Source organism: Pseudomonas sp. ASL4, from assembly GCF_056680395.1.
Genome location: NZ_CM155280.1, coordinates 1,919,787 through 1,945,296, shown reverse-complemented (window position 1 = coordinate 1,945,296; position 25,510 = coordinate 1,919,787). Strand labels below are relative to the sequence as shown.

The following is a 25,510-nucleotide window of genomic DNA, read 5'->3' as shown; positions in this document are numbered from 1 at the left end:
TTCTACCTCAGCTTCAGGGTGGCAAGGCCGATCAACACGAGAATTACGGTGATGATCCAGAAACGGACGATCACGCGCGGCTCGGGCCAGCCCTTGAGTTCAAAGTGGTGGTGTATGGGTGCCATTCGGAACACACGGCGACCGGTCATCTTGAAGGAGGCCACCTGGATGACCACCGACAGGGTTTCCATCACGAACACGCCGCCCATGATGAACAGGACGATTTCCTGACGGACGATCACCGCGATGGTGCCCAACGCGGCGCCCAGTGCCAGCGCGCCGACGTCGCCCATGAAGACTTGGGCCGGATAGGTGTTGAACCAGAGGAACCCCAGGCCCGCACCGATCAACGCGCCACAGAACACGATCAGTTCACCGGCGCCCGGGACGTAAGGGATCAGCAGGTATTCAGCGAATTTCACGTTACCGGACAGGTAGCAGAAGATCCCCAACCCGCCGCCGACCATCACCGTCGGCATGATCGCCAGACCGTCGAGGCCGTCAGTCAGGTTGACCGCGTTGCTCGAACCGACAATCACGAAGTAGGTCAGGATGACGAAACCTGCGCCCATCGGAATGCTGTAGTCCTTGAGCATCGGCAGGATCAGCGTGGTTTCTACCGGCGTGGTCGCGGTCATATAAAGGAAGAGCGCCGCGCCCAGACCAAACACCGACTGCCAGAGATACTTCCAGCGGCTCGGCAAGCCACGGGAGTTCTTCTCGATGACTTTGCGGTAATCGTCGACCCAACCAATGGCGCCGAACAACAGGGTCACCAGCAACACGGTCCAGACATAGCGGTTGCTCAAGTCAGCCCAGAGCAAGGTGCTGACGCCGATGGACGACAGAATCAGCGCGCCGCCCATGGTCGGGGTGCCCGATTTGGACAGGTGCGATTGCGGGCCATCGTTGCGAACGGATTGACCGATCTGACGGTTCTGCAAGGTGCGGATCATCCACGGGCCGTAGCACAGCGACAACACCAGCGCGGTGAGCACGCCGAGAATCCCGCGCAGGGTCAGGTACTGAAAGACCGCGAAGCCTTTGTAGAACTGTTGCAGATACTCCGCTAGCAGCAGCAGCATTAATGTTTCTCCAGACTGGACCCGCACAAAGCGGCGACGATGTTTTCCATCGCAGCGCTGCGCGAACCCTTGATCAAAATAGTGGTGTTTGTATCTTGCTCGGCGCCCAGAGCTTCGATCAGTTCAGCCTGGCTGCTGAAGTGAAAGGCCTGCGGGCCAAACGCGTTCACGGCATGAACCATCATCGGTCCGACCGCGTAAAGCGCAGAAACCTTGCCACGGGCATACTCGCCCACGTCGCGGTGCCCCTGCTCCGCCCAGTCGCCCAATTCGCCGATATCCCCGAGCACCAGAACGGTGCGTCCGGAAAAGCCGGCGAGTATATCAACGGCAGCGCACATGGAGGTGGGGTTCGCGTTGTAAGTGTCATCTATTACGCGCATTCCGTTCGTCGCCAGTTGCGCAACGGTGCGGCCCTTGACCGGTTGTACTGCACCAAGGCCCGTGGCGATGCCGAACAGCGACACGCCAAGGGCGTGTGCGGCGGCGGCGGCAGCCATGGCATTGGCGACGTTATGGGTGCCGAGCAGGTTCAGTTGAACCCGTTCCACACCTTCAGGACTGTGCAGGTTGAATGCCGGGCAACCGCGAGCATCGCGATCCAGCTCGCTGGCGTAGAAGTCGGCGCTTGGGTTGTTCAGCGCGAACGTCAGCACTTTTCGAGCGCCAGCGCGGGTCTTCCAGATGCCGAATGCCTTGTCGTCGAGGTTGAGAACGGCGACGCCATCGGCATCCAGCCCTTCAATAATCTCACCTTTGGCTTCAACGATTTTTTCCGGCCCGCCGAATTCGCCAACGTGGGCAGTCCCGGCGTTATTGAGGATGGCCACGTGAGGCTTGGTCATGCCCACGGTGTAAGCGATTTCGCCGAGGCGCGACGCACCGAGTTCGATCACGGCGGCGGTGTGTTCCGGCGCCAGTTCGAGCAGGGTCAGCGGTACGCCGAGGTCATTGTTCAGGTTGCCACGGGTCGCCAGCACAGGGCCGCGAGTGCGCAGAATGCTCGCGAGCATTTCCTTGACCGTGGTCTTGCCGCTGGAACCAGTGATAGCCGCGACCGGGTTGCTATAAGCCGCACGGTTCAGCGCGCCCAGTTGGCCAAGGGCCTGGCGAGCGTCTTTTACAAGTAGCTGCGGCAGCGAACTGTCGGCGACTTCGCGCTCGACCAAGGCTGCTACGGCGCCTTTGGCAGCCACGTCGTTCAGATAGTCATGACCATCGAAGCGCGGACCGGTCAGGGCAATAAACAGCTGACCTGGCTTAATCGCGCGGCTGTCGATGCTGACACCGTCGAAACTGGCATCGCCGGACACCAGGCGAGCATTCAGCACGCGTGTCAGTTCGCTCAGTTTCAAGGCTTTAAGCATGTGACACCTCCCACGCAGTCAGGGCATGATCGGCCTCGACCAGATCGGAAAAGGCATGGCGTTCGCCGTTGATTTCCTGATAGTCCTCGTGACCTTTACCGGCTAGGACAATCACGTCATCAGCGGTTGCGCTGGCGATCAACTGGGCAATCGCCTGACCACGACCCGCCACGAACATCACTTTTTCCACAGCGGTGAAACCGGCGCGGATGTCGTCGAAAATTACGGATGGATCTTCGGTGCGCGGGTTGTCGTCGGTGACCAGCACGCCATCGGCCAGACGCTCTACCACTTCAGCCATCAGCGGACGCTTGCCGCGATCGCGGTCACCGCCGCAACCGAATAGGCACAGCAACCGGCCTCTGGCATGTGGACGCAGGGCCAGCAAGACTTTTTCCAGCGCATCCGGGGTGTGGGCGTAATCGACCACCACCAGCGGCTGAGTCCCGCCGCCCAAGCGCTGCATACGACCCGCAGGGCCTTCGAGTTTTGGAAGGACCTGGAGGATTTCGTCCAGCGCGTAGTCCAGACCGAGCAAGGCACCGACCGCTGCCAGGACGTTGCTCAGGTTGAAACGACCGAGCAAGGTGCTGCGCAAATGGTGCTCGCCTTGCGGCGTGACCAAGGTGGCGCGCACCCCTTCGTCATCAAACTGCGCTTCACGGCAATAAAGGTAGGCGCTGGTGTCTTCCAGGCTATAGGTGATCAAACGTGATTCGCGCTTGTCCGCCGCCAGTTGCCGGCCGAACTCGTCGTCGAGGTTGATCACCCGGCATTTCAAATCGTTCCAGGCAAACAGCTTGGCCTTGGCTTCGCCGTAGGCCTGCATGGTGCCGTGGTAATCAAGGTGATCGCGGGACAGGTTGGTCATCACTGCCACATCGAACGCCAATGCGGTCACGCGGCCCTGATCCAGACCGTGGGAAGAGACTTCCATCGCCACAGCTTTGGCACCGGCCTTTTTCAGGTCGGCAAGGGTCGCTTGCACGGCAATCGGGTTCGGCGTGGTGTGCAGGCCGCTTTCAAGCGCGCCATAGAAACCGGTGCCCAGGGTGCCGACGATGCCGCAGTGTTGACCGAGCAAGTCCAAAGCTTGCGCGACCAATTGTGTCACGCTGGTTTTGCCGTTGGTGCCGGTGACACCGACCAGATTCAGATGGCGGCTCGGGTCGCCATAAAAACGCCCGGCAATGTCCGACAACTGCGCCGCCAGGCCTTTGACCGGAATCAGCGGCGCATCGGTAATTGGCAGCACGGTGGCGCCTTCGACTTCATAAGCCACGGCAGCAGCACCGCGCTGCAACGCATCGGCAATGTGCGCACGACCATCGAATTTGCCGCCAGGGACAGCCAGGAACAAATCACCTGCCCGTACATTGCGGCTGTCCAGGGTCAGTTCGCGGATCAACAGATCACGACCGGCATGGGCGAAAATCTTGTTCAGACTCAGAGACATCAGCCGCGCCCTCCATTGGCTTTCAGCGGAACGACCGGTGCAGCGTTGGCTTGTTGGGTCGGTGGCAGGTTATCCGGGGTGACGTTCATCAGGCGCAGCGTCCCGGACATCACTCGGCTGAACACCGGCGCCGATACCAGACCACCGAAGTAGCCGGCCTTGGACGGCTCATCAATTACCACCACGATGGCGTAACGCGGATCGCTCATCGGGCCGAAGCCGGCGAACAGCGAGCGGTAGGAATTCTCGGCATAGCCTTTGGTGCCCACGGACGTCTTACGCGCGGTACCCGACTTGCCGGCCACGTGGTACGCCGGCACCTGGGCACGGAATACACCGCGCGGGGCCTCGATCACCTGGGTCAGCATGCCTTGCATGGTTTTGGCGACGTTTTCCGGGATCACCTGGGTGGTCTGCGGTGGCTTGTCGGTCTTGATCAGGGTCAGCGGCGCGATACGACCGTTGTTGGCCAGCGCCGAGAACGCGTGGACCAACTGGATCGCCGTCACCGAAATACCGTAGCCGTAGGACAGAGTTGCGGTTTCAGCCTTGCGCCATTCGCGGTAGTTCGGCAGGTTGCCGACGCGCTCGCCCGGGAAGCCCAGGCCGGTGTCCTGGCCGAGGCCGACTTTTTGCGCCAGACGGAAAATGGTTTCGCCGCCGATATCGAACGCGACCTTACTCATGCCAACGTTACTGGAGTTGATCAGGATGCCGGTCAGGTCGAGCACCGGACCTTCGGTCTTCGATACGTCCTTGATGGTGTATTTACCAATCTGCAAGCTGCCCGGGTACACCTCGACGGTGTCGCTCGGCTTCCAGCGCCCGGTTTCCAGGGCGGCACTCATGGAGATCGCTTTCATGGTCGAACCGGGTTCGAACACGTCGATCATCGCGCGGTTACGCATCATCGCCGGCTGCAGGTTGCGACGGTTGTTCGGGTTGTAGGTCGGCTGGTTGACCATGGCGAGGATCTCGCCGGTCTTCACGTCCATGATCACCAGGCTGCCGGCCTTCGCGCCGTTCTCGATGATCGCGTTACGCAGCTCGCGGTTGGCCAGATATTGCAGACGCAAGTCAATGGACAACGCCAAGGGCTTGCCGGCCTTGGCGTTTTTGGTGACCTGGACATCTTTGATCAGTCTGCCGCGCCGATCCTTGATGACCTGTCGCTTGCCGGCGACCCCGGCCAGCCATTCGTCGTAGGCCAGCTCGACGCCTTCGCGCCCGTGATCGTCAATGTCGGTAAAGCCGACCATGTGCGCGGTGACTTCACCGGCCGGGTAGAAACGGCGGAACTCTTCAATGCCGTAGACGCCTGGCACTTTAAGGTCGAGCACCGACTGGCCTTGCTCAGGCGTCAACCCGCGCACCAGATAGATGAATTCTTTATTGGCCTGGGCTTCGAGACGTTCGGTCAGGGCTTTCGGATCCTGGCCCAGCGCTGCGGCCAGTGCTGGCCACTTCTCTTTGGCCAGCTGCATTTCCTTGGCGTTGGCCCACAGGGTGGTGACCGGCGTACTCACGGCCAAAGGCTCGCCGTTACGGTCGGTGATCAGACCACGGTGAGCGGGAATAGGAATGTGACGGACGCTGCGCGCGTCGCCCTGCCCCTTGAGGAAGTCACGGTCGACCACTTGCAGGTCGATGATGCGCCAGCAAATTGCAGCCACCATGACACCGAGCAACCCCATGACCACGCGGAACCGCCAAGGGAAAAGTGCACCTTCAAGTTTCATCATGGCGCCACCATCCGTACTTCAGCAGCGCCGGGAATGCGCATCTTCAGTTGTTCGGTGGCCAGGACTTCGATGCGGCTGTGGGCGGTCCAGGTGCTCTGCTCGAGAATCAACCGGCCCCACTCGGCCTGCGCCTTGTCGCGCACGCTCAACTCGTTGTACAGCGAGTTCAACAACTGACGGTTCCAGTGGGCGCTGTAAGACACGCCGATGGCCGACACGATCACGCCAATAAACAACAGCAGCATGAAAAAGCTTCCGCCGGGAAGTGGCTTGGCGAAAAGCTTGCTCACCGCAGCTTCTCCGCGACGCGCATGATGGCGCTACGAGAACGTGGGTTGGCTTTGAGTTCGGCCTCGGAGGCGGACTGCGCTTTGCCATGGACTTTGATTTTCGGTTCGAAGGCGACGTGACGGACCGGCAGGTTGCGCGGCAGGTTGTCGGACTCGCCTTTCACCAGTTTGCGCATGAACAGTTTGACGATGCGGTCTTCCAGGGAATGGAAGCTGATGACCACCAGGCGACCGCCGATTTCCAGACATTCCAGCGCGGCTTCGAGGCCGGCTTCCAGATCGCCCAGTTCGTTGTTGACGTGAATACGCAGGCCCTGGAACGCACGGGTGGCCGGGTTCTTGCCCTTTTCCCATGCAGGGTTCGCGACTTTCAGGACTTCGGCCAGGTCAGCAGTGCGCTCGAAAGGCTTGATGTCGCGACGCTCGGCCACGGCACGGGCCATGCGACCGGAGAAACGTTCTTCGCCGTATTCCTTGAACACCCGGGCGATTTCTTCCACCGGCGCGGTGTTGACGAATTCGGCAGCGCTGATCCCGCGGGACGGGTCCATGCGCATGTCCAGCGGGCCATCGTTGAGGAAACTGAAGCCGCGCTCAGGGTCGTCGAGCTGTGGCGACGAGACGCCCAGGTCGAGCAGAATGCCGCTGACCTTGCCGGCCAGACCGCGTTCGGCGACTTCCGAACCGAGCTCGGCAAAGCTGCGCTGCACAACGACAAAGCGGCCGTCTTCGGCCGCTAGCGTTTGCCCGGTGGCAATCGCTTGAGGATCTTTATCGAATCCAAGCAACCGACCATCGGGACCGAGCTGGCTGAGGATCAACCGGCTGTGTCCGCCGCGTCCGAACGTACCGTCCAGATAGCAGCCATCAGGACGTACGGCGAGAGCCTCCACGGCTTCGTCAAGCAGTACGGTGATGTGGTTAAAGCCGCTATCAATAGTCACAGGATCAAATCACGCAGTTCATCAGGCATGGCGCCCGGTTGTTGAATAGCAGCCAGGTCAGCGGCAGAAACCGCATCCCAGGCATCCTCGTCCCATAATTGGAACTTGTTCAGTTGGCCCACCAGCATTGCGCGCTTATCCAACTTGGCATATTCGCGCAGACGCGGCGGAACCAGAAAACGACCACTGCCATCGAGCTCGAGGTCGACGGCATTACCAATCAGCAAACGTTGCAGGCGACGGTTCTCTTCGCGAAGCGAAGGCAGTGCGCGCAGTTTGGTTTCAATAATTTCCCACTCATCGAGGGGGTAAACGCACAAACATGGATCAACGGCATCGATGGTGACGATTAATTGCCCGGAACTTCTCGAAACCAGCTCGTCACGGTACCGGCTCGGCATAGCGAGACGGCCCTTTGCATCGAGACTGATAGCGTTAGCTCCGCGAAACACGTCAGCGTTTCTCCAATTTTTAGCGTTTTGAGCTCAAAAAACCCACTTCATGCCACTTTCCGCCACTTGCGCACACTATAGGAATGCGCCCACCACACCGTCAAGGCGCGGATTAAAGGAAAACCCTTACAGAACGGAGATTTAGGAGTGTAAAAGGAGGGGGAACGAGAATCTGGCGTATGTTTTCGCTCAATAACTTGAATCAGCACGGATAGCTGCATTCGAAAGTTAAAGTAATTTGTTAAGAGTAAGATTTTTTCGGTATTACGAGAGGGGGTCTGCTGGTGTTTATGTAAGGAGGGAAATTGCCACTACCAGCACCCTGCTCAATGATTCAAGCAGGGGAGAAAAAAAGGTGGAGAGTCGATCTGTAAGCCGGGTTCTGTCTTGAACAGTCATTCGTCTACGATGGCCATCACTGGACATCTTTAGCAACCTACCCGGTCCCAGCGCGGGCCACGCCTTGGGACCCTATTTGGTCTTGCTCCAAGTGGGGTTTACCTAGCCACGAACTGTTGCCAGACGTGCGGTGCGCTCTTACCGCACCTTTTCACCCTTACCGGCGCCGAAGCGCTTAGGCGGTTATTTTCTGTGGCACTTTCCGTAGGCTCACGCCTCCCAGGCATTACCTGGCACTTCGCCCTATGGAGCCCGGACTTTCCTCCCCCCCCTAATTTTCATAGAGGGCAGCGACTGTCCAATCGACTCTCCGCCGCAAAGGTTAACGGCAGAGCGGCCGAAGAACAAGCGCTAAAAGCCTTTGGCCACTCCTGCGCGTCGGGTTTTACTCGCTCTTCTGTTTATCCAGCGCGACTTGATACAGAACATTCTTACGCTCGCCGGTAATTTGCGCGGCCAAGGCGGCGGCGCGCTTGAGTGGCATTTCTTCGAGCAACAGGTTGAGGATGCGCATGGCTTCGCTGCTGACTGCGTCTTCCGTCTCCGGCGCCGACCAGCCGGCCACCAGCACCACGCACTCCCCGCGCTGCTGATTGCTGTCGGACTCGACAAACTCACGCAACTCGGCGAGCGGCAACCCCTTGAGTGTCTCGAACGTTTTAGTGATTTCCCGCGCCAACAACGCCGGGCGCTCGCCGCCGAATACCAGTTCCATGTCTTGCAGGCATTCAAGGATGCGGTGCGGAGCCTCGTAGAAAATCAGCGTGCGCGGTTCTTCCTTGACCAACTCCAGTCGCGCCCGACGCCCCACAGCCTTGGCCGGCAGGAAGCCTTCGAAAATGAAGCGATCCGACGGCAGCCCCGCCGCCGAGAGTGCGGCGATCAACGCGCAAGCGCCGGGCACTGGCACCACATTGATCCCCGCTGCACGGGCCTGACGCACCAGGTGATAACCCGGATCGGAAATCAGCGGCGTGCCGGCGTCAGAGATCAATGCCACATCGTCGCCGGCCAGCAGGCGTGTGATAAAGCGGCTACCTTCATCACGTTCGTTGTGTTCATGGCAGGCGGCCAACGGCGTAGGAATGCCGAAGTGCTGCATCAAACGCTGGGAGTGACGCGTGTCTTCGGCGGCAATCAACGCCACCTCGCGCAGGATTTTCAGCGCACGGGCACTGATGTCGTCCAGGTTGCCGATGGGCGTCGCCACCACATAAAGCGAGCCAGCAGCGGAATTCAAAGCACCTGGAGCAGTCAAAGCGCACACCTCATGATCGGTAAAAGTCGCCATTGTAGCGCGTAGCAGCTTTCGCGATACGCCCCACCCACCCTTGGTTTTTCGGCCTTTTGTGCAGTACTGCAACATTTACACGAGCTAAATTGACGGTTTCACGCCAGTAACATCGCGCCCCGGCCAGCGCTTGGGTACAATTCCACGCTAATTTGATCGAGTATCAGGAACACTTACATGATCGCTTGCCTGCGGCTGTTCTCTGCCCTCTGCCTCGCTGCCTTGCTGGTGGCTTGCGCCAGCTCGCCCTCCTCCAGCCTTGGCGAACTTCCACGCACCCCGGATGCCAGTATCGAGCAATTGCTCGAAAAGGCTGCCCAAAGCAAAACGCCGGAACAAGCTGCACTGTTTCGCCTGAGCGCGGCAGACCTGGCTTACCGTCAGGGCAATGCCGGCCAGTCCGCGCAAATCCTGCAACAGGTGCCGATGGAACAACTCAAGCCTGGCCAACAGGTCTTCGCCAGCACTCTGGCGGCTGAACTGGCCATGGTGCGCAATCAGCCCAAAGCGGCGCTGACTGCCTTGAGCCATCCGAGCCTGCAACGCTTGGGCGAACTGCCTGTCGAGCAACAAGTACGCACCGGCACCGTTCACGCCCGCGCCCTTGAAGCCGATGGCCAGACCCTGGCCGCTGCACGGGAACGCATCTTTATTGCGCCAATGCTCGAAGGTGAAGCAGCCAGCAAAAACCACGAAGCGATCTGGATCCTGATCGCCTCGCTGCCCACAGATCAATTGCAGCCGACCACCTCCGACGACCTCGGTGGCTGGATGGGCCTGGCTCTGGCGGTGAAAACTGCCGGCACACTGGAGCAGCAGCAAGCGGCGATCGACAACTGGCGCGCACAGAATCCCAAGCACCCAGCCGCCCTTCAATTGCCGCTGCCGCTGACCAAACTCAAAGAGCTGGCGAGCCAGCCCCTGAGCAAAATTGCTCTGCTGCTGCCACAAGAAGGCCAGTTGGCGGCGGTTGGCAAGGCACTGCGCGACGGTTTCATGGCCGCTCACTACCAGGCACAACAAGCCGGGCAGAAGCCGCCAGCCATCGTGTTCTATGACAGCTCGAAACTGACCTCGATGGACGAGTTCTATCGCAAGGCCCAGGCCGATGGCGTGCAACTGGTCGTTGGCCCGCTGGAGAAGCCGCTGGTCAAACAGCTCAGCGCTCACCCTCAGCTACCGATCACCACGTTGGCGCTGAACTATAGCGAAGGCGAGCAAGGTCCGGCACAGCTGTTCCAGTTTGGCCTTGCGGCTGAAGACGAAGCTCGCGAAGTGTCCCGCCGCGCTCGCGCCGATGGCTTGCATCGTGCTGCCATCATGGTGCCAAAAGGCGAATGGGGCGACCGCGTAATGAAGGCATTCAGCCAGGACTGGCAAGCGAACGGTGGCAGCATTGTCGCCGTCGAACGTGTTGACCAGCCGGTACAACTGGCACAGCAGATTGCTGACATGTTCCAGTTGCGCCAGAGCGAAGGTCGCGCCAAGAGCCTGCAGAGCACCGTTGGCTCGCAAGTCGCCGCCCAGCCTTCCCGTCGTCAGGACATCGAGTTCATCTTCCTGGCGGCCACCCCGCAACAGGCGCAACAGATCAAACCAACCCTGAACTTCCAGTACGCCGGTGACGTCCCGGTTTACGCGACGTCCCACGTGTTCAGTGCCAGCGGCGATGTAAACCAGTACAACGACATGAACGGTGTGCGCTTCTGCGAAACCCCGTGGCTACTGGATGCCAACGATCCACTGCGCAAACAGGTCACTGCACAATGGCCGCAGGCCGGTGGCAGCCTCGGTCGCCTTTACGCAATGGGTGTTGACGCCTATCGCCTGGCACCGCGCCTGGGGCAACTCAAGGCTTTGCCGGACAGCCGCATCGAAGGTCAATCGGGCAGCCTCGGCATGACCCAGAACCAACGCGTGGTTCGCCAGTTGCCGTGGGCACAGTTCGTTAATGGTCAGATTCAACGCCTGCCGGACACCCCGCGCTAATGCCTGACAGGTCACGCCAGCAAAGCGGTAAAGATGCCGAGCGCCATGCGCTCGAGCATCTTCAACAACACGGTCTGCGCCTGCTGGCGCAGAACTGGTTGTGTAAACGCGGCGAGCTTGATCTGGTCATGCTTGATGGCGATACAGTAGTATTCGTTGAAGTCCGCTACAGAAAAAACACTCAATGGGGTGGCGCACTCGATAGCATCGATGGGCGCAAACGGCAGAAACTGATTTTCGCCGCGCAGTATTTTCTTCAGCGCGAGTCGCGTTGGGCCAATTCCCCTTGCCGTTTCGACGTGGTTGCCATCGAAAGCAGCCTTGATCAGTTGAACTGGATGCAGAATGCCTTCGACAGCTGATCGCTTGCACCCCGAACCGGACACCTTCACCCAACACTTTTGCTCTTTGCTTTGCGGGCTGCACATTCATGTGCCGAGTAGCCGCGCTAATTAAGGTCACACAGATGGACATGCAATCCCGAATTCGCCAGCTTTTTCAGGCCAGTATCGACACCAAGCAACAGGCGATGGACGTACTTGCACCGCACATCGAGCAAGCCAGCCAAGTGATGGTCAACGCCCTGCTCAACGAGGGCAAAATGCTTTCCTGCGGCAACGGCGGCTCTGCCGGTGATGCCCAGCACTTCTCGTCGGAGCTGCTCAACCGCTTCGAACGCGAGCGTCCGAGCCTGCCAGCCATCGCGCTGACCACCGACAGCTCGACGATCACCTCGATCGCCAACGACTACAGCTACAACGAAATCTTTTCCAAACAGATCCGCGCCCTCGGCCAGCCGGGTGACGTATTGCTGGCGATTTCCACCAGCGGCAACTCGGCGAACATTATTCAAGCGATCCAGGCCGCACATGATCGCGAAATGATTGTCGTAGCATTGACCGGTCGTGATGGCGGCGGCATGGCGTCGCTGCTATTGCCCGAGGACGTCGAGATTCGCGTACCGGCCAATGTCACCGCACGTATTCAGGAAGTCCACCTGCTGGCGATCCATTGCCTTTGCGACTTGATCGACAGCCAACTGTTCGGGAGTGAAGAATGACCCCTAATCGCCTAGGCCTTCTGGCCTTGACCCTGTGCCTCGTCGGCATCAGCGGCTGCACCTCGGTGGTTAACGCCAGCCGTGAAGCACCGATTGAAGATGACCGCGGCACGCGCACCTTTGGCAGCAAAATCGACGACTCCCTGATTGATACCAAGGTTGGCGTTAACGTCGCCAAGGCCGATCCAGGGCTGGATAACGATTCGCACATCGTCGTCACCAGCTTCAACGGCGTTGTACTGCTGGCCGGGCAAACGCCTAGTGCAGACTTGAAGGCTAAGGCCGAACAGGCCGCTGCCGCCGTCCAGCGTGTGAAGACAGTCCATAACGAGCTGCAGATCCTGCCGCCGTCCGGATTCATCGCCCGCCAGAACGACACCTGGCTGACCACCAAGATCAAGACCCAGATGCTGGCCGACGCCAGCATCCCGGGTTCGCGTATCAAGGTCGTGACCGAGAACGGCATCGTTTATCTGCTGGGCCTGCTGACCAAGCAGGAAGCCGCCCAGGCTACCAATCTGGTTCAGAGCGTTGCCGGCGTGCAGAAGATTGTGAAGCTGTTTGAGTACATCGACTGATGCCCCTCTTGTAGGAGCATGGCTTACAAGCGATGGCGCCCTTAAGATCGTCTTCGCCAGCAAGCTGTGCGCCTACAGGACGATGGCATTCTTGAGGACGCCTTCGCGAGCAAGCCTTGCTCCTACACGTAATAAAAAAGGCGATCCTTTCGGATCGCCTTTTTTATTACTTCACCACTTTCAAACTTGGTCGACCGCTGGGACGCGGCGGTTCGTTGTCGGGTGGCGGAACATCATCGTCCGGCTCGATCTCTTCGTCGTCTTCCATAGGCGACTCCAGATCAAACACCATGCCTTGGCCGTTCTCCCGGGCGTAAATGCCCAGGATCGAAGCGATAGGCACGAACAGGGTGTGCGGCACGCCACCGAAGCGCCCTTCGAAGCTGACCGCTTCGTTGTCCATGTGCAAATGACGCACGGCTGCCGGCGAAACGTTCAGGACAATTTGTCCATCACTGGCGAAACCTTGAGGCACCTGCACCGACGGATATTCGGAATTGACCAGCATGTGCGGGGTGCAATCGTTATCAACAATCCACTCGTAGAGCGCGCGGACCAGATAAGGTCGACTGGAGTTCATAGCGGCTCCTTAAGCCTTAGCGCATATCGCGTTCGACACCAGACAGACTCGCCTGGAAAGCCTCACGCGCGAAAGAGCGCTCCATGTAATCAAGCAGCGGCTTGGCAGGCCGCGGCAGTTCAATACCCAGAATCGGCAATCGCCAGAGTATTGGCAATAGGCAGCAATCCACCAGACTTTGTTCCTCGCTGAGGAAAAACGGCTTGTCGGCGAACAACGGCGACACGCCAGTCAGGCTTTCGCGCAGCTCTTTACGAGCCACGACGCGGGCTGCTTCCTTGGACCGGGAATCCAGAATCAGATCCACCAGACCACACCAGTCACGCTGAATACGATGAATCAGCAGACGGCTATTTGCACGCGCCACAGGATAAACCGGCAGTAAAGGCGGGTGCGGGTAACGCTCATCCAGATATTCCATCACCACGGTCGACTCCCACAACGCCAGGTCACGATCGACCAGGGTGGGCAAGCTGCCGTAAGGGTTCACTTCGATCAGTTTAGGCGGGTGACGACCAGCTTCCACGTAAATGATCTCGGCGCTGACACCCTTCTCTGCAAGTACGATGCGTACTCGGTGGGAATAGTGGTCGGCGGGGTCGGAGTAACAGGCCAACCGATTGGTCACGCCCATGGCGGTCCTCCTCGCTTGTAGAAATTATCGGAAGCGGAAAAACGCGCGCGCCCAGAGGACGCCTCCCGTAACGCCTGGCTCACCAGACTCGTTACACCTTCAGAGACGCCCCTGGGCGCGCGCGATTAACAGCAATTGCTTACAGCTTTATCAATGTACGTCTTTCCAGTATTCACGCTTGAGCAAGTATGCGAATACGAAGAAGAACGCCAGGTACAGCAATACATAGGTACCGATGCGCTGATGTTGCAGCTTAACCGGGTTAGCCGAGTAAGCGAGGAAGGTTACCAGATTCTTGACCTTCTCATTGAACTGCTCTTCGTTCAGAGCACCGGTCTTCGGCACGATGGTCAGCTGATCGCACGCTTCATGAGTCAGTGGCGTACCGGTCAGCGGATCATACTGCTTCTTGTCGTCCTCGACGATTTGAACCTGTTTGCAGCCGACTACCTGACGACCTTGCAGGCCGACCAGCACGTTAGGCATACCGACATTCGGGAAAACCTTGTTGTTCACACCCCAAGGACGCGCCGGGTCTTCATAGAACGAACGCAGGTAACCGTAGAGCCAGTCAGTGCCACGAACGCGAGCAACGAGGGTCAGGTCCGGCGGTGCAGCACCGAACCAGGCCTTGGCGTCTGCAGACTGCATGCCGATGGTCATGTGGTCGCCGATCTTGGCACCCGTGAACACCAGGTTTTTCAGCATCAGATCATGAGGAATACCCAGATCGTCGGCAACGCGCTCATAGCGCTGGAACTTGGCGCTGTGGCAGCCCATGCAATAGTTGGCGAACGTACGCGCGCCGTCCTGCATGGCCGCTTTATCGGAAACGTCGATGTCGACTTTTTCCAGCTCGGGACCACCGTGCTCGGCTGCAAAGGACAACATCGGCATGGCAGCAAGAATCAATACAGCAAATAGCTTTTTCATCAGCCAGTCACCCTTTCCGGAACCGGTTTGGTCTTCTCGAGCCTGGTGTAGAACGGCATCAGAATGAAGTAGGCGAAGTACAGGAAGGTGCAAATCTGCGATACCAGCGTACGCTCAGGGGTTGGGGCCAATACGCCCAGCACGCCGAGGATCACGAAACAGATACAGAACACCCAAAGCCAGATCTTGCTCAGCCAGCCCTTGTAGCGCATGGACTTGACTGGACTCCGATCGAGCCACGGCAGGACAAACAGCATGGCAATCGAAGCACCCATGGCGATAACACCCATGAGCTTGTCCGGAATCGCCCGCAAGATTGCGTAGAACGGTGTGAAGTACCAGACCGGAGCAATGTGCTCTGGGGTCTTGAAGGCGTTGGCCACTTCAAAGTTCGGCTTCTCGAGGAAGTAACCGCCCATTTCCGGGAAGAAGAATACGATCGAGCAGAAGATGAACAGGAACACCACCACGCCGACGATATCTTTCACGGTGTAGTACGGGTGGAAGGCAATGCCGTCCAGCGGTACGCCGTTTTCGTCTTTGTGTTTCTTAATGTCCACGCCGTCCGGATTGTTCGAGCCGACTTCGTGCAGCGCCAGAACGTGCAATACCACCAGACCGAGGATCACGATCGGCAGGGCCACAACGTGCAAGGCGAAGAAGCGGTTCAGGGTAATACCGGAAATCAGGTAGTCACCACGGATCCACTGGGTCAGGTCGTTACCGATAACCGGGATCGCACCGAACAGCGAGATGATCACCTGGGCACCCCAGTAGGACATCTGGCCCCACGGCAGCAGGTAACCCATGAAAGCTTCGGCCATCAGCGCCAGGTAGATCAGCATGCCAAAGACCCACACCAGCTCACGCGGCTTCTGGTACGAACCGTAGAGCAAGCCACGAAACATATGCAGATAGACCACGATGAAGAACGCCGAAGCGCCGGTGGAGTGCAGCAGACGCAGGATCGAGCCGTACTCGACGTCGCGCATGATGTATTCGACGGAGGCAAATGCTTCCTCAGCCGACGGGGTGTAGCTCATGGTCAGCCAGACACCGGTTACGATCTGGTTGACCAGAACGAGCAGTGCGAGAGAACCAAAGAAATAGAAGAAGTTGAAGTTCTTCGGGGCGTAGTACTTGCTGAGATGGTCTTCCCACATTTTGGTCGCGGGAAAGCGCGCATCAACCCAATCCATGAACTTGCTCATCACGCTTTCTCCGTATCGACGCCAATGACAATAATCTCATCGGTCTCATAGGAATGCGGGGGAACTGGCAGGTTCAGAGGCGCAGGTTGCGACTTGTAGACGCGACCAGCCAGATCGTAATGGGAACCGTGGCAAGGGCAGAAATAGCCGCCCACCCACTTCGGACCAAGGTCCGCAGGTGCCACTTCCGGTCGAAACGTCGGCGAGCAACCCAGGTGCGTGCAAATACCGATCAGCAGCAGAATTTCTGGCTTGATCGAACGCGTTTCAGGGTCGACATACGCTGGTTGCGTGGAGTTCTTGGAGTCCGGATCGGAGAGCTGGTCTTCGATCTTCTTCAGATTTCCCAGGATTTCCGCGGTTCGGCGGACAATGAATACTGGCTGACCGCGCCACTCAGCAATCATCTGCTGGCCTGGCTCGATTTTGCTGACATTCACCTTCACCGGTGCACCTGCGGCTTTCGCCTTGGCACTGGGAAACCATGACCCCACGAACGGGACCGCAGCCCCCACCGCTCCTGCAGCACCCACCACGGATGTGGCTGCTACCAAGAAGCGACGCCGGCCTGCATTCACGCCGTCATTGCTCATTCAGTCCTCTCCCATCAGCTTTGTGGCCTGTTAAATCAGGCATCTACTAAGTTAAAACTATGTACTTATAAAAATTTTGCCGAATGGTAATGAAAAGCCCCAATTCTGACAAGGTAATTACCCAAGGGCTCCACTGCCAAGCCTTGCAGTATAGGGGCTCTACGGATGTGGCAAGTTGTCACAGCGCAATTCTTTGAGAAATCGCACGCATAAAAAAACGCCCAGCTCCGTGAGGAGATGGGCGTTCTTTTTGAACGTGGAAGCGAATTAACGCTTCGAGTACTGCGGACGCTTACGCGCTTTACGCAGACCAACTTTCTTACGTTCAACTTCACGAGCATCGCGAGTAACGAAGCCAGCTTTGCGCAGAGCGCCACGCAGGGTTTCGTCGTACTGCATCAGTGCGCGAGTGATACCGTGGCGGATTGCGCCAGCTTGACCACTTACACCACCACCGATCACGGTGACGTAGATGTCGAATTTCTCGACAGTCTCAGTCAGTTCCAGCGGCTGACGAACTACCATGCGGGCAGTTTCGCGGCCGAAGAAATTTTCCAGGGTGCGGTTGTTGATGGAGATGTTACCAGTACCCGGACGCAGGAAAACGCGTGCGGTTGCGGTCTTGCGACGGCCAGTGCCGTAATTTTGAGTCGCCGACATAATGAACTATTCCGTTAAAACTTCAGTTCTTGGGGCTGCTGAGCAGTATGAGGGTGTACAGCGCCCGCATAGACTTTCAGCTTACGATACATGTCGCGACCCAGCGGGTTCTTAGGCAGCATGCCTTTGACCGCGGTCTCGATCACGCGCTCAGGGGCTTTAGCGATCAGCTTTTCGAAGTTGATCGACTTGATGCCGCCCGGGAAACCGGAGTGGGAGTAGTAGATCTTGTCGGTGGTTTTAGCACCAGTTACACGAATCTGCTCGGCATTGATAACGACGATGTAATCGCCGGTATCAACGTGAGGAGTGTACTCAGCTTTATGCTTGCCACGCAGACGGCTCGCGATTTCGGTGGCCAGACGACCCAGGGTCTGACCTGCAGCGTCGACGACAAACCAGTCGCGCTGTACTGTTTCCGGTTTAGCAGTAAAAGTTTTCATTCTTTATAGCCTCAGGGGCCGCCCTGTAAATTAGACGGCGGATCTTACTGAATAGTGCGTACTTTGACAAGTCAAAGGCAGCCGGATACAGACGCTTTCGGGGGCTCGGGTCGGCGCGTCCGTTCAACGGCAAGATTCTTCGGCGGCGGCGCATCACTTCCACTGCAGAAAGAGGTGCGCAATTATGCAGATTGCGAAAAATATTTCAACCTGCTTTTATGATTGTTTTGCCCAAGGAGCACCCGATGGACTATCGCCAGCTAGGCCGAACCAATCTGAACGTGAGTGCAATCTGTCTCGGAACCATGACCTGGGGCGAGCAAAACAGCGAGGCTGAAGCCTTCGCCCAGATTGAACGGGCCAAAAGCGCCGGGATCAATTTCATCGACACCGCCGAAATGTACCCGGTGCCGCCCAAGGCCGAAACCTACGCCACCACCGAGCGCTACATCGGCAATTACTTCAAAAGCCGTGGTGATCGTGCCGACTGGATCCTGGCGAGCAAGATCGCCGGCCCCGGCAACACCATCGATTACATCCGCGACAAAAACCTGCGGCACAACCGCCAGCACATCACCGAAGCGGTGGATGCCAGCCTCAAGCGCTTGCAGACCGACTACATCGACCTCTATCAATTGCACTGGCCGGAACGCAGCACCAATTTCTTCGGCCAACTGGGCTACAAGCACAAGATCGAAGCCAACCTCACCCCGCTCGAAGACACCCTCGAAGCGCTGGACGAGCAGGTCAAGGCCGGCAAAATTCGCCACATCGGCCTGTCCAACGAAACGCCGTGGGGCACCATGCGCTTCCTCGCCCTGGCCGAAGCCCGTGGCTGGCCGCGCGCCGTGTCGATCCAGAACCCGTACAACCTGCTCAACCGCAGCTTCGATGTCGGCCTGGCGGAAATCGCCATTCGCGAACAGTGCGGCTTGCTGGCCTATTCGCCGCTGGCGTTCGGCTTCCTGTCGGGCAAGTACGAAGGTGGTGCACGTCCGGCAAAGGGCCGCCTGAGCCTCTACAGCCGCTTCAGCCGCTATTTCAACGCGCAGTCGGAAGCAGCGTGCAGCCGTTACGTAGCACTGGCCCGTGAACACGGTCTGGACCCGGCGCAGATGGCGCTGGCATTCGTGACGGCGCAGCCGTTCGTGACCAGCAACATCATCGGCGCCACGACGCTTGAGCAACTGGATAGCAACATAGCGAGTTTCGAGCTGAAGCTTTCCGACGAAGTGCTGGCGGGAATCGAGGCGATTCACAAGGATCACCCGAATCCTGCTCCTTGATTGATCTATAGACCCAATCGCGGGCAAGCCACGCTCCCACAGGTTTGTGATCCTCTGTGGGAGCGTGGCTTGCCCGCGATGACGGCCTAACAGTCACCGCAGATCAAAGCGACCGCGCAATAATCTCCTTCATGATTTCGTTGGTCCCCGCATAGATCCGCTGCACCCGCGCATCCGCCCACGCCCGAGCTATCGGGTATTCCCACATGTACCCGTAACCGCCATGCAATTGCACGCACTCGTCGAGTACCTTGCATTGCAGGTCCGTGCCCCAGTACTTGGCCATCGCTGCGGTAGGCACATCGAGTTTGCCTTGCAGGTGCAGTTCCAGGCACTTATCGACGAAGACCCGGCCAATCTGAATCTCGGTGGCCATCTCCGCCAGTTTGAAACGGGTGTTCTGGAAGTCTGCAATCGCCTTCCCAAAGGCCTTGCGCTCACGGGTGTAATCCAGCGTCCATTGCAACGCCGCTTCTGCCGAAGCCAGCCCGCCGATGGCGACGGTAAGGCGTTCCTGCGGCAATTCCTGCATCAGGTAGGCGAACCCTGCCCCGGCCTGACCCAACAGGTTTTCCTTGGGCACCCGCACATCCTGGAAGAACAGCTCCGAGGTGTCTTGGGCCTTCATGCCGACTTTTTCCAGACGCTTGCCCTTGGCAAAGCCCGGCGTATTGGCTTCCACCAGAAACAAGCTAGTGCCCTTGGCCCCGGCCTTCGGATCGGTCTTGGCGACGACGATCACCAGATCCGCCAGAAAGCCATTGGTGATGAAGGTCTTCGAGCCATTGATCACATACTCGTCGCCGTCCAGCACGGCGGTGGTCTTCACCCCTTGCAGGTCGGAACCGGCGCCAGGCTCGGTCATGGCAATCGCCGTTACCATTTCGCCAGACACCAATTTCGGCAGGTACTTGTGCTTCAACGCTTCGCTGCCGTAATGCAGGATGTACGGCGCCACGATGTCCGAATGCAGCGAGAAACCGATCCCGGTCAGGCCGAGACGACCGACCTCTTCGATCACCACCGCGCTGTAGAGAAAGTCCGCCCCCAGCCCGCCATATTCCTCCGGCAGATGCGAGCAGAGCATCCCCGCCTCCCCCGCCTTGTTCCAGAGCTTGCGGTCGATGTAACCCTGCTTTTCCCATTGCCCATGGAACGGCACAGCCTCTTTTTCGAGGAACGTTCGCACGCTGTCGCGAAAAAGTTCGTGCTCGGAACTGAACAAGGTTCTGGGGATCATGCGGCACCTGTCGTGGTTGTTGGGAGGAGTTGACCTCAGAGACTAAGCCGCGCTTGCGATACAGGACACTGGACACATCAGACAAAAAATAAGACGATCCAGCCGTCTGGTGACCACTTTCCCCTATAAGAATAAAGTTGAATTATGTCTAACCAAGTCTCCACGCCTTTACGGCGCGTCAGCATCCTGGCTATCGACCGGGTTTTCGCTTCCACCCTCATGCAAGCCAAGGATTTCTTCCATCTGGCCAGCCTGCGCTACGGCAAACAACTGGGCCACGGCCTGACACCGGCGTTCGAAACCCGGCTGGTCAGTCCCGATGGCAAATCAGTGAACAGCTTCAGCGATGTGATCATGCCGGTGGACGGCGGCCTGGAAAATGCTGACATCATCATCCTCCCGGCCTTCTGGGACGATTTCGACACACTCTGCAAACGTTACCCACAGGTGCTGCCGTGGCTGCGCGAACAACACGCCCGGGGCGCGGTGCTGTGCGGCGAAGCGACCGGGGTGTTCTGGCTGGCGGAAGCCGGGTTGCTCGATGGCAAGGAAGCGACTACGTACTGGCGCTTCTTCAATGCGTTTGCAGAGCGCTTCCCGCAGGTTCAACTCAATCAGGACAAGCACCTGACCGACGCCGACAACCTGTTTTGCGCCGGCGGCACGACCTCGGCGTGCGACCTCTACATCTATCTGATCGAACGGTTTTGCGGCGCCAACGTGGCCCAGGCCGTGGCCCGGGACATCCTGTATGAAGTGCAGCGCAACTATGCGCCAGGACGGATCGGTTTCGGCGGACAGAAGTTGCACCAGGACGTGATCATCCTGCAGATCCAGCACTGGCTCGAAGAACACTTTGCCGACAAGTTCCGCTTCGAAGATGTCGCACGAGAGCACGGCATGAGCATCCGCAACTTCATGCGCCGTTTCCAGACCGCCACTGGCGACAAACCGTTGCATTACCTGCAACGCCTGCGCATTGAAACCGCCAAGGGCTTGTTGTCCGCCAGCCGCAAAAGCATCAAGACCATCAGTTATGAGGTCGGTTACGACGATGCGAGCTTCTTTGCGCGGCTGTTCCGCCAGCACACCGAGCTGTCGCCAAACCAGTATCGGCAGCAGTTTCAGCAGGCTGCCTGACACACCAGAGATCCAATGTGGGAGCGGGCCTGTGTGGCGAGGGAGCTTGCTCCCGCTCGGCTGCGAAGCAGTCGCAAAGCTTTTTTGGGGCCGCTGCGCGACCCAGCGGGAGCAAGCTCCCTCGCCACACAAGCCCGCTCCCACAAGGGATTATCAGCGCACAAAAAAAGGGCCTGCATCTGCAGGCCCTTTTTTATCTTCCGAATCGTTCTACGGCTTATGCGCCCGCGACAGGAATTCGTGCGACTGCATCTCCAGCAAACGACTCAGAGTCCGCTGGAACTCGAAATTCAAACGACCGCCGGTGTAGAGGTCTTTGAGCTCGACTTCCGCAGAAATGATCAGCTTCACGTTACGGTCGTAGAACTCGTCGACCATGTTGATAAAGCGCCGGGCGATGTCGTCGGTGGTGACGTTCATCTGTTCGACACCGCTGAGCAACACGGCGTGGAAGATCTTGCCCAGTTCGATGTAATCGTTCTGGCTGCGCGGGCCGTCGCACAGTTCGCGGAAGTCGAACCAGGCCACGTCATCACAGGTGCGCAAGGCACGGATTTCGCGGTTCTCGATCATCAACACGTCGTCTTCGGTCGCGGCCGTGCATTCCGGCGTCAGGGCCCGGAAGCTCTTGCGCAAGCTCTCATGGGACGCGTCGTCGAGCGGGAAGTGGAACAGCTCGGCCTGCTCAAGGTGACGCAGACGATAATCGACGCCGCTGTCGACGTTGACGATGTCGGTGTTCTGCTTGATCAGCGCAATGGCCGGCAGGAAGCGCGCACGTTGCAGGCCGTCCTTGTACAAACCGTCCGGCACGATGTTCGAGGTCGCAACCAGGGTCACGCCGTTCTTGAACAGCTCTTCCATCAACGTGCCGAGGATCATGGCGTCGGTGATGTCGGAGACGAAGAATTCATCGAAACAGATCACCCGCGACTCGTCGGAGAAGCGCTTGGCGATGATGGTCAGCGGGTTTCTCTCGCCGCCAAGGGTCTTCATTTCTTCGTGCACGCGCTTCATGAAGCGGTGGAAGTGCGTCCGAGTCTTTTCCTTGAACGGCAGGGCTTCGAAGAAGGTGTCGACCAGGTAGGTCTTGCCACGGCCAACGCCGCCCCAGAAGTACAGGCCCTTGACCGGCGCCTGGTCTTTCTTGCCAAACAGTTTGCCGAACAGGCCTGGCTTGCTCTGCGAGGCCGCGACCAGATCGTCGTACAGGCGCTGCAAATGACGCACGGCCGTTTCCTGCGCAGCGTCATGGAAGAAGTCCGGGCGTTTCAGATCAGCTTGATATCGTTCTAGGGGCGTCATAATTCGTTAGCAAGGCAACAAAAACGGGCCGCCACTGTAGCGACGGCCCGTGAGAATGGCAATCAGCCCTTGGTCGGGCCGCGCCGCTGATTTATTCCTGAACCGGCGTCAGTGCCACGCGCAGGGCGTCGATGGCCACGTCGCGAGCGGCGCTGTCAGCGAAGGTTGCGCTGTCGGCCACGCACTCGCCTTCCAGCCAGACGCTGAAGCTCAGGTCTTCGCTGCGCACGTCCAGTGGCTGGCCGGCTTGCAATTGCTTGGTCACCTGGCCGGCGGTTTTGCCGTCGGCGAAGTTGCGCGACAGCAGCAGTTGCTCACCATCGGCCGCCAGCAGACGAAAGCGGAAACTGCCGTCGTCTTCGCGGAAGCTGACGAAACGCGCGGCTTTCGCGGCTTTCTTCTTGGTGGTCGCCGCGACTTGGGTTTGGGCCACGAAAGAACGCAGGCCAACCGCTTCGCGCAGCTCGTGGAGGAACGGCGTCGCTACCGAACGAGCCTTTTTGGCGCCGATCTGCAGGATGTCTTCCAGGTCTGCCGGGCGCTCGATCAACTGGTGATAGCGCTCGCGGGATTCACCCAGCTCGCTGTCGAGCAACTGGAACAGACGATTCTTCGCCTCGCCCCAGCCCAGGCCCTGCAACAGTTCGCTGCGGAATTCGTCGGACTGCGCCGGCGTGGCGAAGGCCTGGAACAGAGTGAACAGGTGCGAGTTATCCGGATCTTTGGCTTCGCCCGGCGCACGGGAGTCGGTGACGATCCGCGAAATCGCGTCTTTCATTTCCTTGGCGCTGCTGAACAACGGAATGGTGTTGTCGTAGCTCTTCGACATCTTGCGACCGTCGAGGCCTGGCAGTGTGGCAACGCTTTCTTCGATCAACGCTTCCGGCATGGTGAAGAATTCTTTGCCCTGACCGAACAGATGGTTGAAGCGCTGGCCGATATCGCGGGCCATTTCCACGTGCTGGATCTGGTCACGACCGACCGGCACCTTGTGGGCGTTGAACATCAGAATGTCCGCGGCCATCAGCACCGGGTAGCTGTACAAGCCCATGGTGATGCCAGCGTCCGGGTCTTCACCGGTTTCGACGTTCTTGTCCACCGAAGCCTTGTAGGCGTGGGCGCGGTTGAGCAGGCCCTTGGCGGCGACGCAGGTCAGCAGCCAGGTCAGTTCGGGGATTTCCGGGATGTCGGACTGGCGATAGAACGTCACACGGTCGACATCCAGGCCGCCGGCCAGCCAGGTCGCGGCGATTTCCAGACGCGAACGCTGAATGCGCAGCGGGTCATCGCATTTGATCAGGGCGTGGTAGTCGGCCAGAAAGTAGAACGAATCGGCATTGCTGTCACGGCTGGCGACGATCGCCGGGCGGATGGCGCCGGCGTAGTTGCCCAGGTGCGGCGTGCCGGTGGTGGTGATGCCGGTGAGGATACGGGTACGAGTCGTCATGGGTAATCGCTTGTCAGACTGCAATCAATTCGAAAGACGCGGCAAGATCAGATCCTTGAGATCGGTCAGCTTGCCATGAAAAAAGTGTCCGCATTCTGCCACTTTCAGCAGCTCATGGGGGCGATCGAGTTTCTCGGACCAGTCGTAGACGAGCTGGGGATCGATGACTTCGTCGGTTTCCGGCTGGATCAAGGTCAACTCGCCGAGTTGCGGTAGTTGATCCTGCTCGCCGAGGCGCATGACCGCCGGCGCAACCATGAACAAATGCTTGAGCTGCTCGCCTTTGGCTTCCAGGCGTCCACCGAGACTTGCTGCAACAAAACCGCCAAAGGAGAAACCGAACAGGGTCAGTGGCAACTCGGGGTGTTTGGCCCGCAGCCATTCGGCCGCCGCTTGAGCGTCGTCGACTTCGCCGGTACCCATATCGTGGCTACCTTCGCTGGCGCCGACGCCGCGATAGTTGAAGCGCAAGGTAATCAAACCGGCATCCCGGGCGGTGCGTTGCAAGGTCGACACGACTTTATTGAGCATGGTGCCGCCCTGCACCGGGTTCGGATGGCAGATTAGCGCCACACCGCGGGGCTGTTCGTTATCCAGGTACAAAGCTTCCAGTTGGCCGACAGGGCCATCAATCACTACAGGGGTTTCGCGCATAAGCAAGGAAGGAACTCCGTGACCTCGAATCGGGTCGACTCGTCTAGCAAATTGTCTGTGCCAATCTATTGCGAGTGAATCGCGGTATACAGCGCAGGTTCGAGCCGTTAACGTAAAGCAAAGCCGTTTATAGAGGAAGGACTCGTGGAACACTCGCTCTTAGTTTGGTTGTTGCCGACTCTTGCCCTGGTTGTGGGTGTCGCCCTTGGATTCCTGGTCGCTCGTCTGGTGCCGAATGCCGCGCCTAACCGCACGCAACGTCAGCTGGATGACATTCAGGAACGTTTCGACAGTTATCAGAACGAGGTGGTCACCCACTTCAACAGCACTGCAACACTGGTCAAGAAACTGACTGCGAGCTACCAGGAAGTGCAGGATCATCTCGCCGAGGGCGCCAACCGCCTGGCCCTGGACGAGCAGACCCGCCAACGCTTGCTGGCCGCCCTGCACGCCGACGCCTCCGTGGCACCACGGGAACGCCTGACGCCGCCGCGCAATCAGGAGCCGCCTCGCGACTACGCGCCAAAAGCCCCGAACGCGCCAGGCATGCTTGATGAGCATTACGGCCTGAAGAAGTAATCAGGTTTCGCGCGATACAAAAAGCCCTCGGATGAGTGATCGTCCGAGGGCTTTTTTGTGGCTGGCTGTTTGGTCGCCTGTCAGGGCCTCATCGCGAGCAAGCTCGCTCCCGCAGTCGATCGGTGTGAACACAGATTTTGTGTACACCCAGG

The 25,510-nt window shown here is 58.8% G+C and carries 26 protein-coding genes and 1 other RNA gene; 7 read left to right on the top strand and 20 right to left on the bottom strand.

The features are described 5' to 3' along the window. Nucleotides 1-2: 2 nt before the first annotated feature. The 9 genes from mraY to rsmI all read right to left on the bottom strand — a co-directional run bounded on the left by mraY (nucleotide 3) and on the right by rsmI (nucleotide 9,026). Nucleotides 3-1,085, bottom strand: coding sequence for a phospho-N-acetylmuramoyl-pentapeptide-transferase (gene mraY / locus AC1MEW_RS08855; protein WP_201206558.1), 1,083 nt, complete (start codon nucleotides 1,083-1,085; stop codon nucleotides 3-5). Continuing rightward, nucleotides 1,085-2,452 (bottom strand): UDP-N-acetylmuramoyl-tripeptide--D-alanyl-D-alanine ligase, encoded by a 1,368-nt coding sequence (locus AC1MEW_RS08850; RefSeq protein ID WP_201206560.1) that lies wholly within the window; start codon nucleotides 2,450-2,452, stop codon nucleotides 1,085-1,087. The genes mraY and AC1MEW_RS08850 overlap by 1 nt, the downstream gene beginning before the upstream one ends. After that, nucleotides 2,445-3,908: a UDP-N-acetylmuramoyl-L-alanyl-D-glutamate--2,6-diaminopimelate ligase gene (locus AC1MEW_RS08845; RefSeq protein WP_480426084.1), complete on the bottom strand. Its 1,464-nt coding sequence runs from the start codon at nucleotides 3,906-3,908 to the stop codon at nucleotides 2,445-2,447. Before AC1MEW_RS08845 ends, AC1MEW_RS08850 begins: the two co-directional genes overlap by 8 nt. After that, a complete protein-coding gene (locus tag AC1MEW_RS08840; RefSeq protein ID WP_201206791.1) occupies nucleotides 3,908-5,647 on the bottom strand; it encodes a peptidoglycan D,D-transpeptidase FtsI family protein in 1,740 nt (579 codons plus the stop codon). Before AC1MEW_RS08840 ends, AC1MEW_RS08845 begins: the two co-directional genes overlap by 1 nt. Beyond that, nucleotides 5,647-5,940, bottom strand: coding sequence for a cell division protein FtsL (gene ftsL / locus AC1MEW_RS08835; protein ID WP_201193606.1), 294 nt, complete (start codon nucleotides 5,938-5,940; stop codon nucleotides 5,647-5,649). The genes AC1MEW_RS08840 and ftsL overlap by 1 nt, the downstream gene beginning before the upstream one ends. After that, nucleotides 5,937-6,884 carry a 16S rRNA (cytosine(1402)-N(4))-methyltransferase RsmH gene (rsmH, locus tag AC1MEW_RS08830; RefSeq protein WP_446739745.1) on the bottom strand — a complete coding sequence of 316 codons (948 nt, stop codon included), beginning with the start codon at nucleotides 6,882-6,884 and terminating at the stop codon, nucleotides 5,937-5,939. The genes ftsL and rsmH overlap by 4 nt, the downstream gene beginning before the upstream one ends. Continuing rightward, entirely contained in the window at nucleotides 6,881-7,336 is a 456-nt protein-coding gene (mraZ, locus tag AC1MEW_RS08825) for a division/cell wall cluster transcriptional repressor MraZ (protein WP_008147486.1), read from the bottom strand. The genes rsmH and mraZ overlap by 4 nt, the downstream gene beginning before the upstream one ends. Nucleotides 7,337-7,691: 355 nt before the next feature. After that, an RNA gene (gene rnpB, locus AC1MEW_RS08820) (RNase P RNA component class A) lies at nucleotides 7,692-8,045 on the bottom strand. A gap of 75 nt (nucleotides 8,046-8,120) precedes the next feature. Further along, nucleotides 8,121-9,026 carry a 16S rRNA (cytidine(1402)-2'-O)-methyltransferase gene (gene rsmI / locus AC1MEW_RS08815; protein ID WP_185058240.1) on the bottom strand — a complete coding sequence of 302 codons (906 nt, stop codon included), beginning with the start codon at nucleotides 9,024-9,026 and terminating at the stop codon, nucleotides 8,121-8,123. A gap of 177 nt (nucleotides 9,027-9,203) precedes the next feature. Between rsmI and AC1MEW_RS08810 the strand changes: the two genes are divergently transcribed. From AC1MEW_RS08810 to AC1MEW_RS08795, 4 genes are all read left to right on the top strand, one after another. After that, the gene (locus tag AC1MEW_RS08810) at nucleotides 9,204-11,015 is read left to right on the top strand and encodes a penicillin-binding protein activator (protein WP_201206564.1); all 1,812 of its coding nucleotides are present in this window, start codon (nucleotides 9,204-9,206) and stop codon (nucleotides 11,013-11,015) included. Further along, nucleotides 11,015-11,377: a YraN family protein gene (locus AC1MEW_RS08805; protein ID WP_201206566.1), complete on the top strand. Its 363-nt coding sequence runs from the start codon at nucleotides 11,015-11,017 to the stop codon at nucleotides 11,375-11,377. Before AC1MEW_RS08810 ends, AC1MEW_RS08805 begins: the two co-directional genes overlap by 1 nt. 104 nt (nucleotides 11,378-11,481) lie before the next feature. Beyond that, nucleotides 11,482-12,075 carry a phosphoheptose isomerase gene (locus AC1MEW_RS08800; protein ID WP_007904374.1) on the top strand — a complete coding sequence of 198 codons (594 nt, stop codon included), beginning with the start codon at nucleotides 11,482-11,484 and terminating at the stop codon, nucleotides 12,073-12,075. Continuing rightward, nucleotides 12,072-12,653: a BON domain-containing protein gene (locus AC1MEW_RS08795; RefSeq protein WP_201206569.1), complete on the top strand. Its 582-nt coding sequence runs from the start codon at nucleotides 12,072-12,074 to the stop codon at nucleotides 12,651-12,653. The genes AC1MEW_RS08800 and AC1MEW_RS08795 overlap by 4 nt, the downstream gene beginning before the upstream one ends. 166 nt (nucleotides 12,654-12,819) lie before the next feature. On the opposite strand, the gene AC1MEW_RS08790 is transcribed toward AC1MEW_RS08795, so the two are convergent. The 7 genes from AC1MEW_RS08790 to rplM form a co-directional block, all read right to left on the bottom strand. Beyond that, nucleotides 12,820-13,233 carry a ClpXP protease specificity-enhancing factor gene (locus AC1MEW_RS08790; RefSeq protein ID WP_054045578.1) on the bottom strand — a complete coding sequence of 138 codons (414 nt, stop codon included), beginning with the start codon at nucleotides 13,231-13,233 and terminating at the stop codon, nucleotides 12,820-12,822. A gap of 16 nt (nucleotides 13,234-13,249) precedes the next feature. Next, the gene (locus tag AC1MEW_RS08785) at nucleotides 13,250-13,867 is read right to left on the bottom strand and encodes a glutathione S-transferase N-terminal domain-containing protein (RefSeq protein ID WP_201193598.1); all 618 of its coding nucleotides are present in this window, start codon (nucleotides 13,865-13,867) and stop codon (nucleotides 13,250-13,252) included. A 150-nt stretch (nucleotides 13,868-14,017) separates the two neighbouring features. Further along, entirely contained in the window at nucleotides 14,018-14,800 is a 783-nt protein-coding gene (locus tag AC1MEW_RS08780) for a cytochrome c1 (RefSeq protein WP_201206571.1), read from the bottom strand. After that, nucleotides 14,800-16,011, bottom strand: a complete 1,212-nt coding sequence (locus AC1MEW_RS08775; protein ID WP_054045582.1) for a cytochrome b — start codon at nucleotides 16,009-16,011, stop codon at nucleotides 14,800-14,802. The genes AC1MEW_RS08780 and AC1MEW_RS08775 overlap by 1 nt, the downstream gene beginning before the upstream one ends. Next, nucleotides 16,011-16,604, bottom strand: a complete 594-nt coding sequence (gene petA / locus AC1MEW_RS08770) for a ubiquinol-cytochrome c reductase iron-sulfur subunit (protein WP_480426078.1) — start codon at nucleotides 16,602-16,604, stop codon at nucleotides 16,011-16,013. The genes AC1MEW_RS08775 and petA overlap by 1 nt, the downstream gene beginning before the upstream one ends. Before the next feature lie 267 nt (nucleotides 16,605-16,871). Next, on the bottom strand, nucleotides 16,872-17,264 hold the full coding sequence (rpsI, locus tag AC1MEW_RS08765; protein WP_003216038.1) for a 30S ribosomal protein S9: 393 nt from the start codon (nucleotides 17,262-17,264) through the stop codon (nucleotides 16,872-16,874). A 14-nt stretch (nucleotides 17,265-17,278) separates the two neighbouring features. After that, a complete protein-coding gene (gene rplM / locus AC1MEW_RS08760) occupies nucleotides 17,279-17,707 on the bottom strand; it encodes a 50S ribosomal protein L13 (protein WP_007905295.1) in 429 nt (142 codons plus the stop codon). A gap of 245 nt (nucleotides 17,708-17,952) precedes the next feature. Here rplM and AC1MEW_RS08755 point away from each other — a divergent pair, with 245 nt between their 5' ends. Then, nucleotides 17,953-18,993 carry an NADP(H)-dependent aldo-keto reductase gene (locus AC1MEW_RS08755; protein WP_480426076.1) on the top strand — a complete coding sequence of 347 codons (1,041 nt, stop codon included), beginning with the start codon at nucleotides 17,953-17,955 and terminating at the stop codon, nucleotides 18,991-18,993. Between the two features lie 103 nt (nucleotides 18,994-19,096). Here AC1MEW_RS08755 and AC1MEW_RS08750 read toward each other — a convergent pair whose 3' ends face one another. Continuing rightward, nucleotides 19,097-20,233, bottom strand: coding sequence for an acyl-CoA dehydrogenase family protein (locus tag AC1MEW_RS08750; protein WP_201206577.1), 1,137 nt, complete (start codon nucleotides 20,231-20,233; stop codon nucleotides 19,097-19,099). Nucleotides 20,234-20,476: 243 nt separating this feature from the next. Between AC1MEW_RS08750 and AC1MEW_RS08745 the strand changes: the two genes are divergently transcribed. Continuing rightward, nucleotides 20,477-21,373: a GlxA family transcriptional regulator gene (locus tag AC1MEW_RS08745; RefSeq protein WP_201206796.1), complete on the top strand. Its 897-nt coding sequence runs from the start codon at nucleotides 20,477-20,479 to the stop codon at nucleotides 21,371-21,373. A 210-nt stretch (nucleotides 21,374-21,583) separates the two neighbouring features. Here AC1MEW_RS08745 and zapE read toward each other — a convergent pair whose 3' ends face one another. The 3 genes from zapE to AC1MEW_RS08730 all read right to left on the bottom strand — a co-directional run bounded on the left by zapE (nucleotide 21,584) and on the right by AC1MEW_RS08730 (nucleotide 24,779). Continuing rightward, on the bottom strand, nucleotides 21,584-22,678 hold the full coding sequence (gene zapE, locus AC1MEW_RS08740) for a cell division protein ZapE (protein WP_201206579.1): 1,095 nt from the start codon (nucleotides 22,676-22,678) through the stop codon (nucleotides 21,584-21,586). Nucleotides 22,679-22,769: 91 nt separating this feature from the next. Continuing rightward, nucleotides 22,770-24,125 carry a tryptophan--tRNA ligase gene (locus AC1MEW_RS08735; protein ID WP_480426073.1) on the bottom strand — a complete coding sequence of 452 codons (1,356 nt, stop codon included), beginning with the start codon at nucleotides 24,123-24,125 and terminating at the stop codon, nucleotides 22,770-22,772. Nucleotides 24,126-24,149: 24 nt separating this feature from the next. Further along, nucleotides 24,150-24,779, bottom strand: a complete 630-nt coding sequence (locus tag AC1MEW_RS08730; protein WP_322269612.1) for an alpha/beta hydrolase — start codon at nucleotides 24,777-24,779, stop codon at nucleotides 24,150-24,152. A 144-nt stretch (nucleotides 24,780-24,923) separates the two neighbouring features. Between AC1MEW_RS08730 and AC1MEW_RS08725 the strand changes: the two genes are divergently transcribed. Further along, the gene (locus AC1MEW_RS08725; protein WP_201206586.1) at nucleotides 24,924-25,358 is read left to right on the top strand and encodes a Z-ring associated ZapG family protein; all 435 of its coding nucleotides are present in this window, start codon (nucleotides 24,924-24,926) and stop codon (nucleotides 25,356-25,358) included. Nucleotides 25,359-25,510 lie beyond the last annotated feature (152 nt).

Excerpts from the sequence above, each read along its gene's own strand:
- zapE (WP_201206579.1), bottom strand. The coding sequence starts at position 22,678 with ATGACGCCCCTAGAACGATATCAAGCTGATCTGAAACGCCCGGACTTC.
- rsmI (WP_185058240.1), bottom strand. The coding sequence starts at position 9,026 with ATGGCGACTTTTACCGATCATGAGGTGTGCGCTTTGACTGCTCCAGGT.
- rpsI (WP_003216038.1), bottom strand. The coding sequence starts at position 17,264 with ATGTCGGCGACTCAAAATTACGGCACTGGCCGTCGCAAGACCGCAACC.
- AC1MEW_RS08775 (WP_054045582.1), bottom strand. The coding sequence starts at position 16,011 with ATGAGCAAGTTCATGGATTGGGTTGATGCGCGCTTTCCCGCGACCAAA.
- AC1MEW_RS08730 (WP_322269612.1), bottom strand. The coding sequence starts at position 24,779 with ATGCGCGAAACCCCTGTAGTGATTGATGGCCCTGTCGGCCAACTGGAA.
- AC1MEW_RS08755 (WP_480426076.1), top strand. The coding sequence starts at position 17,953 with ATGGACTATCGCCAGCTAGGCCGAACCAATCTGAACGTGAGTGCAATC.
- AC1MEW_RS08790 (WP_054045578.1), bottom strand. The coding sequence starts at position 13,233 with ATGAACTCCAGTCGACCTTATCTGGTCCGCGCGCTCTACGAGTGGATT.
- AC1MEW_RS08810 (WP_201206564.1), top strand. The coding sequence starts at position 9,204 with ATGATCGCTTGCCTGCGGCTGTTCTCTGCCCTCTGCCTCGCTGCCTTG.
- AC1MEW_RS08735 (WP_480426073.1), bottom strand. The coding sequence starts at position 24,125 with ATGACGACTCGTACCCGTATCCTCACCGGCATCACCACCACCGGCACG.
- petA (WP_480426078.1), bottom strand. The coding sequence starts at position 16,604 with ATGAGCAATGACGGCGTGAATGCAGGCCGGCGTCGCTTCTTGGTAGCA.
- AC1MEW_RS08780 (WP_201206571.1), bottom strand. The coding sequence starts at position 14,800 with ATGAAAAAGCTATTTGCTGTATTGATTCTTGCTGCCATGCCGATGTTG.
- AC1MEW_RS08795 (WP_201206569.1), top strand. The coding sequence starts at position 12,072 with ATGACCCCTAATCGCCTAGGCCTTCTGGCCTTGACCCTGTGCCTCGTC.
- AC1MEW_RS08750 (WP_201206577.1), bottom strand. The coding sequence starts at position 20,233 with ATGATCCCCAGAACCTTGTTCAGTTCCGAGCACGAACTTTTTCGCGAC.
- AC1MEW_RS08840 (WP_201206791.1), bottom strand. The coding sequence starts at position 5,647 with ATGAAACTTGAAGGTGCACTTTTCCCTTGGCGGTTCCGCGTGGTCATG.
- mraY (WP_201206558.1), bottom strand. The coding sequence starts at position 1,085 with ATGCTGCTGCTGCTAGCGGAGTATCTGCAACAGTTCTACAAAGGCTTC.
- rplM (WP_007905295.1), bottom strand. The coding sequence starts at position 17,707 with ATGAAAACTTTTACTGCTAAACCGGAAACAGTACAGCGCGACTGGTTT.
- AC1MEW_RS08805 (WP_201206566.1), top strand. The coding sequence starts at position 11,015 with ATGCCTGACAGGTCACGCCAGCAAAGCGGTAAAGATGCCGAGCGCCAT.
- AC1MEW_RS08785 (WP_201193598.1), bottom strand. The coding sequence starts at position 13,867 with ATGGGCGTGACCAATCGGTTGGCCTGTTACTCCGACCCCGCCGACCAC.
- AC1MEW_RS08845 (WP_480426084.1), bottom strand. The coding sequence starts at position 3,908 with ATGTCTCTGAGTCTGAACAAGATTTTCGCCCATGCCGGTCGTGATCTG.
- AC1MEW_RS08800 (WP_007904374.1), top strand. The coding sequence starts at position 11,482 with ATGGACATGCAATCCCGAATTCGCCAGCTTTTTCAGGCCAGTATCGAC.
- AC1MEW_RS08850 (WP_201206560.1), bottom strand. The coding sequence starts at position 2,452 with ATGCTTAAAGCCTTGAAACTGAGCGAACTGACACGCGTGCTGAATGCT.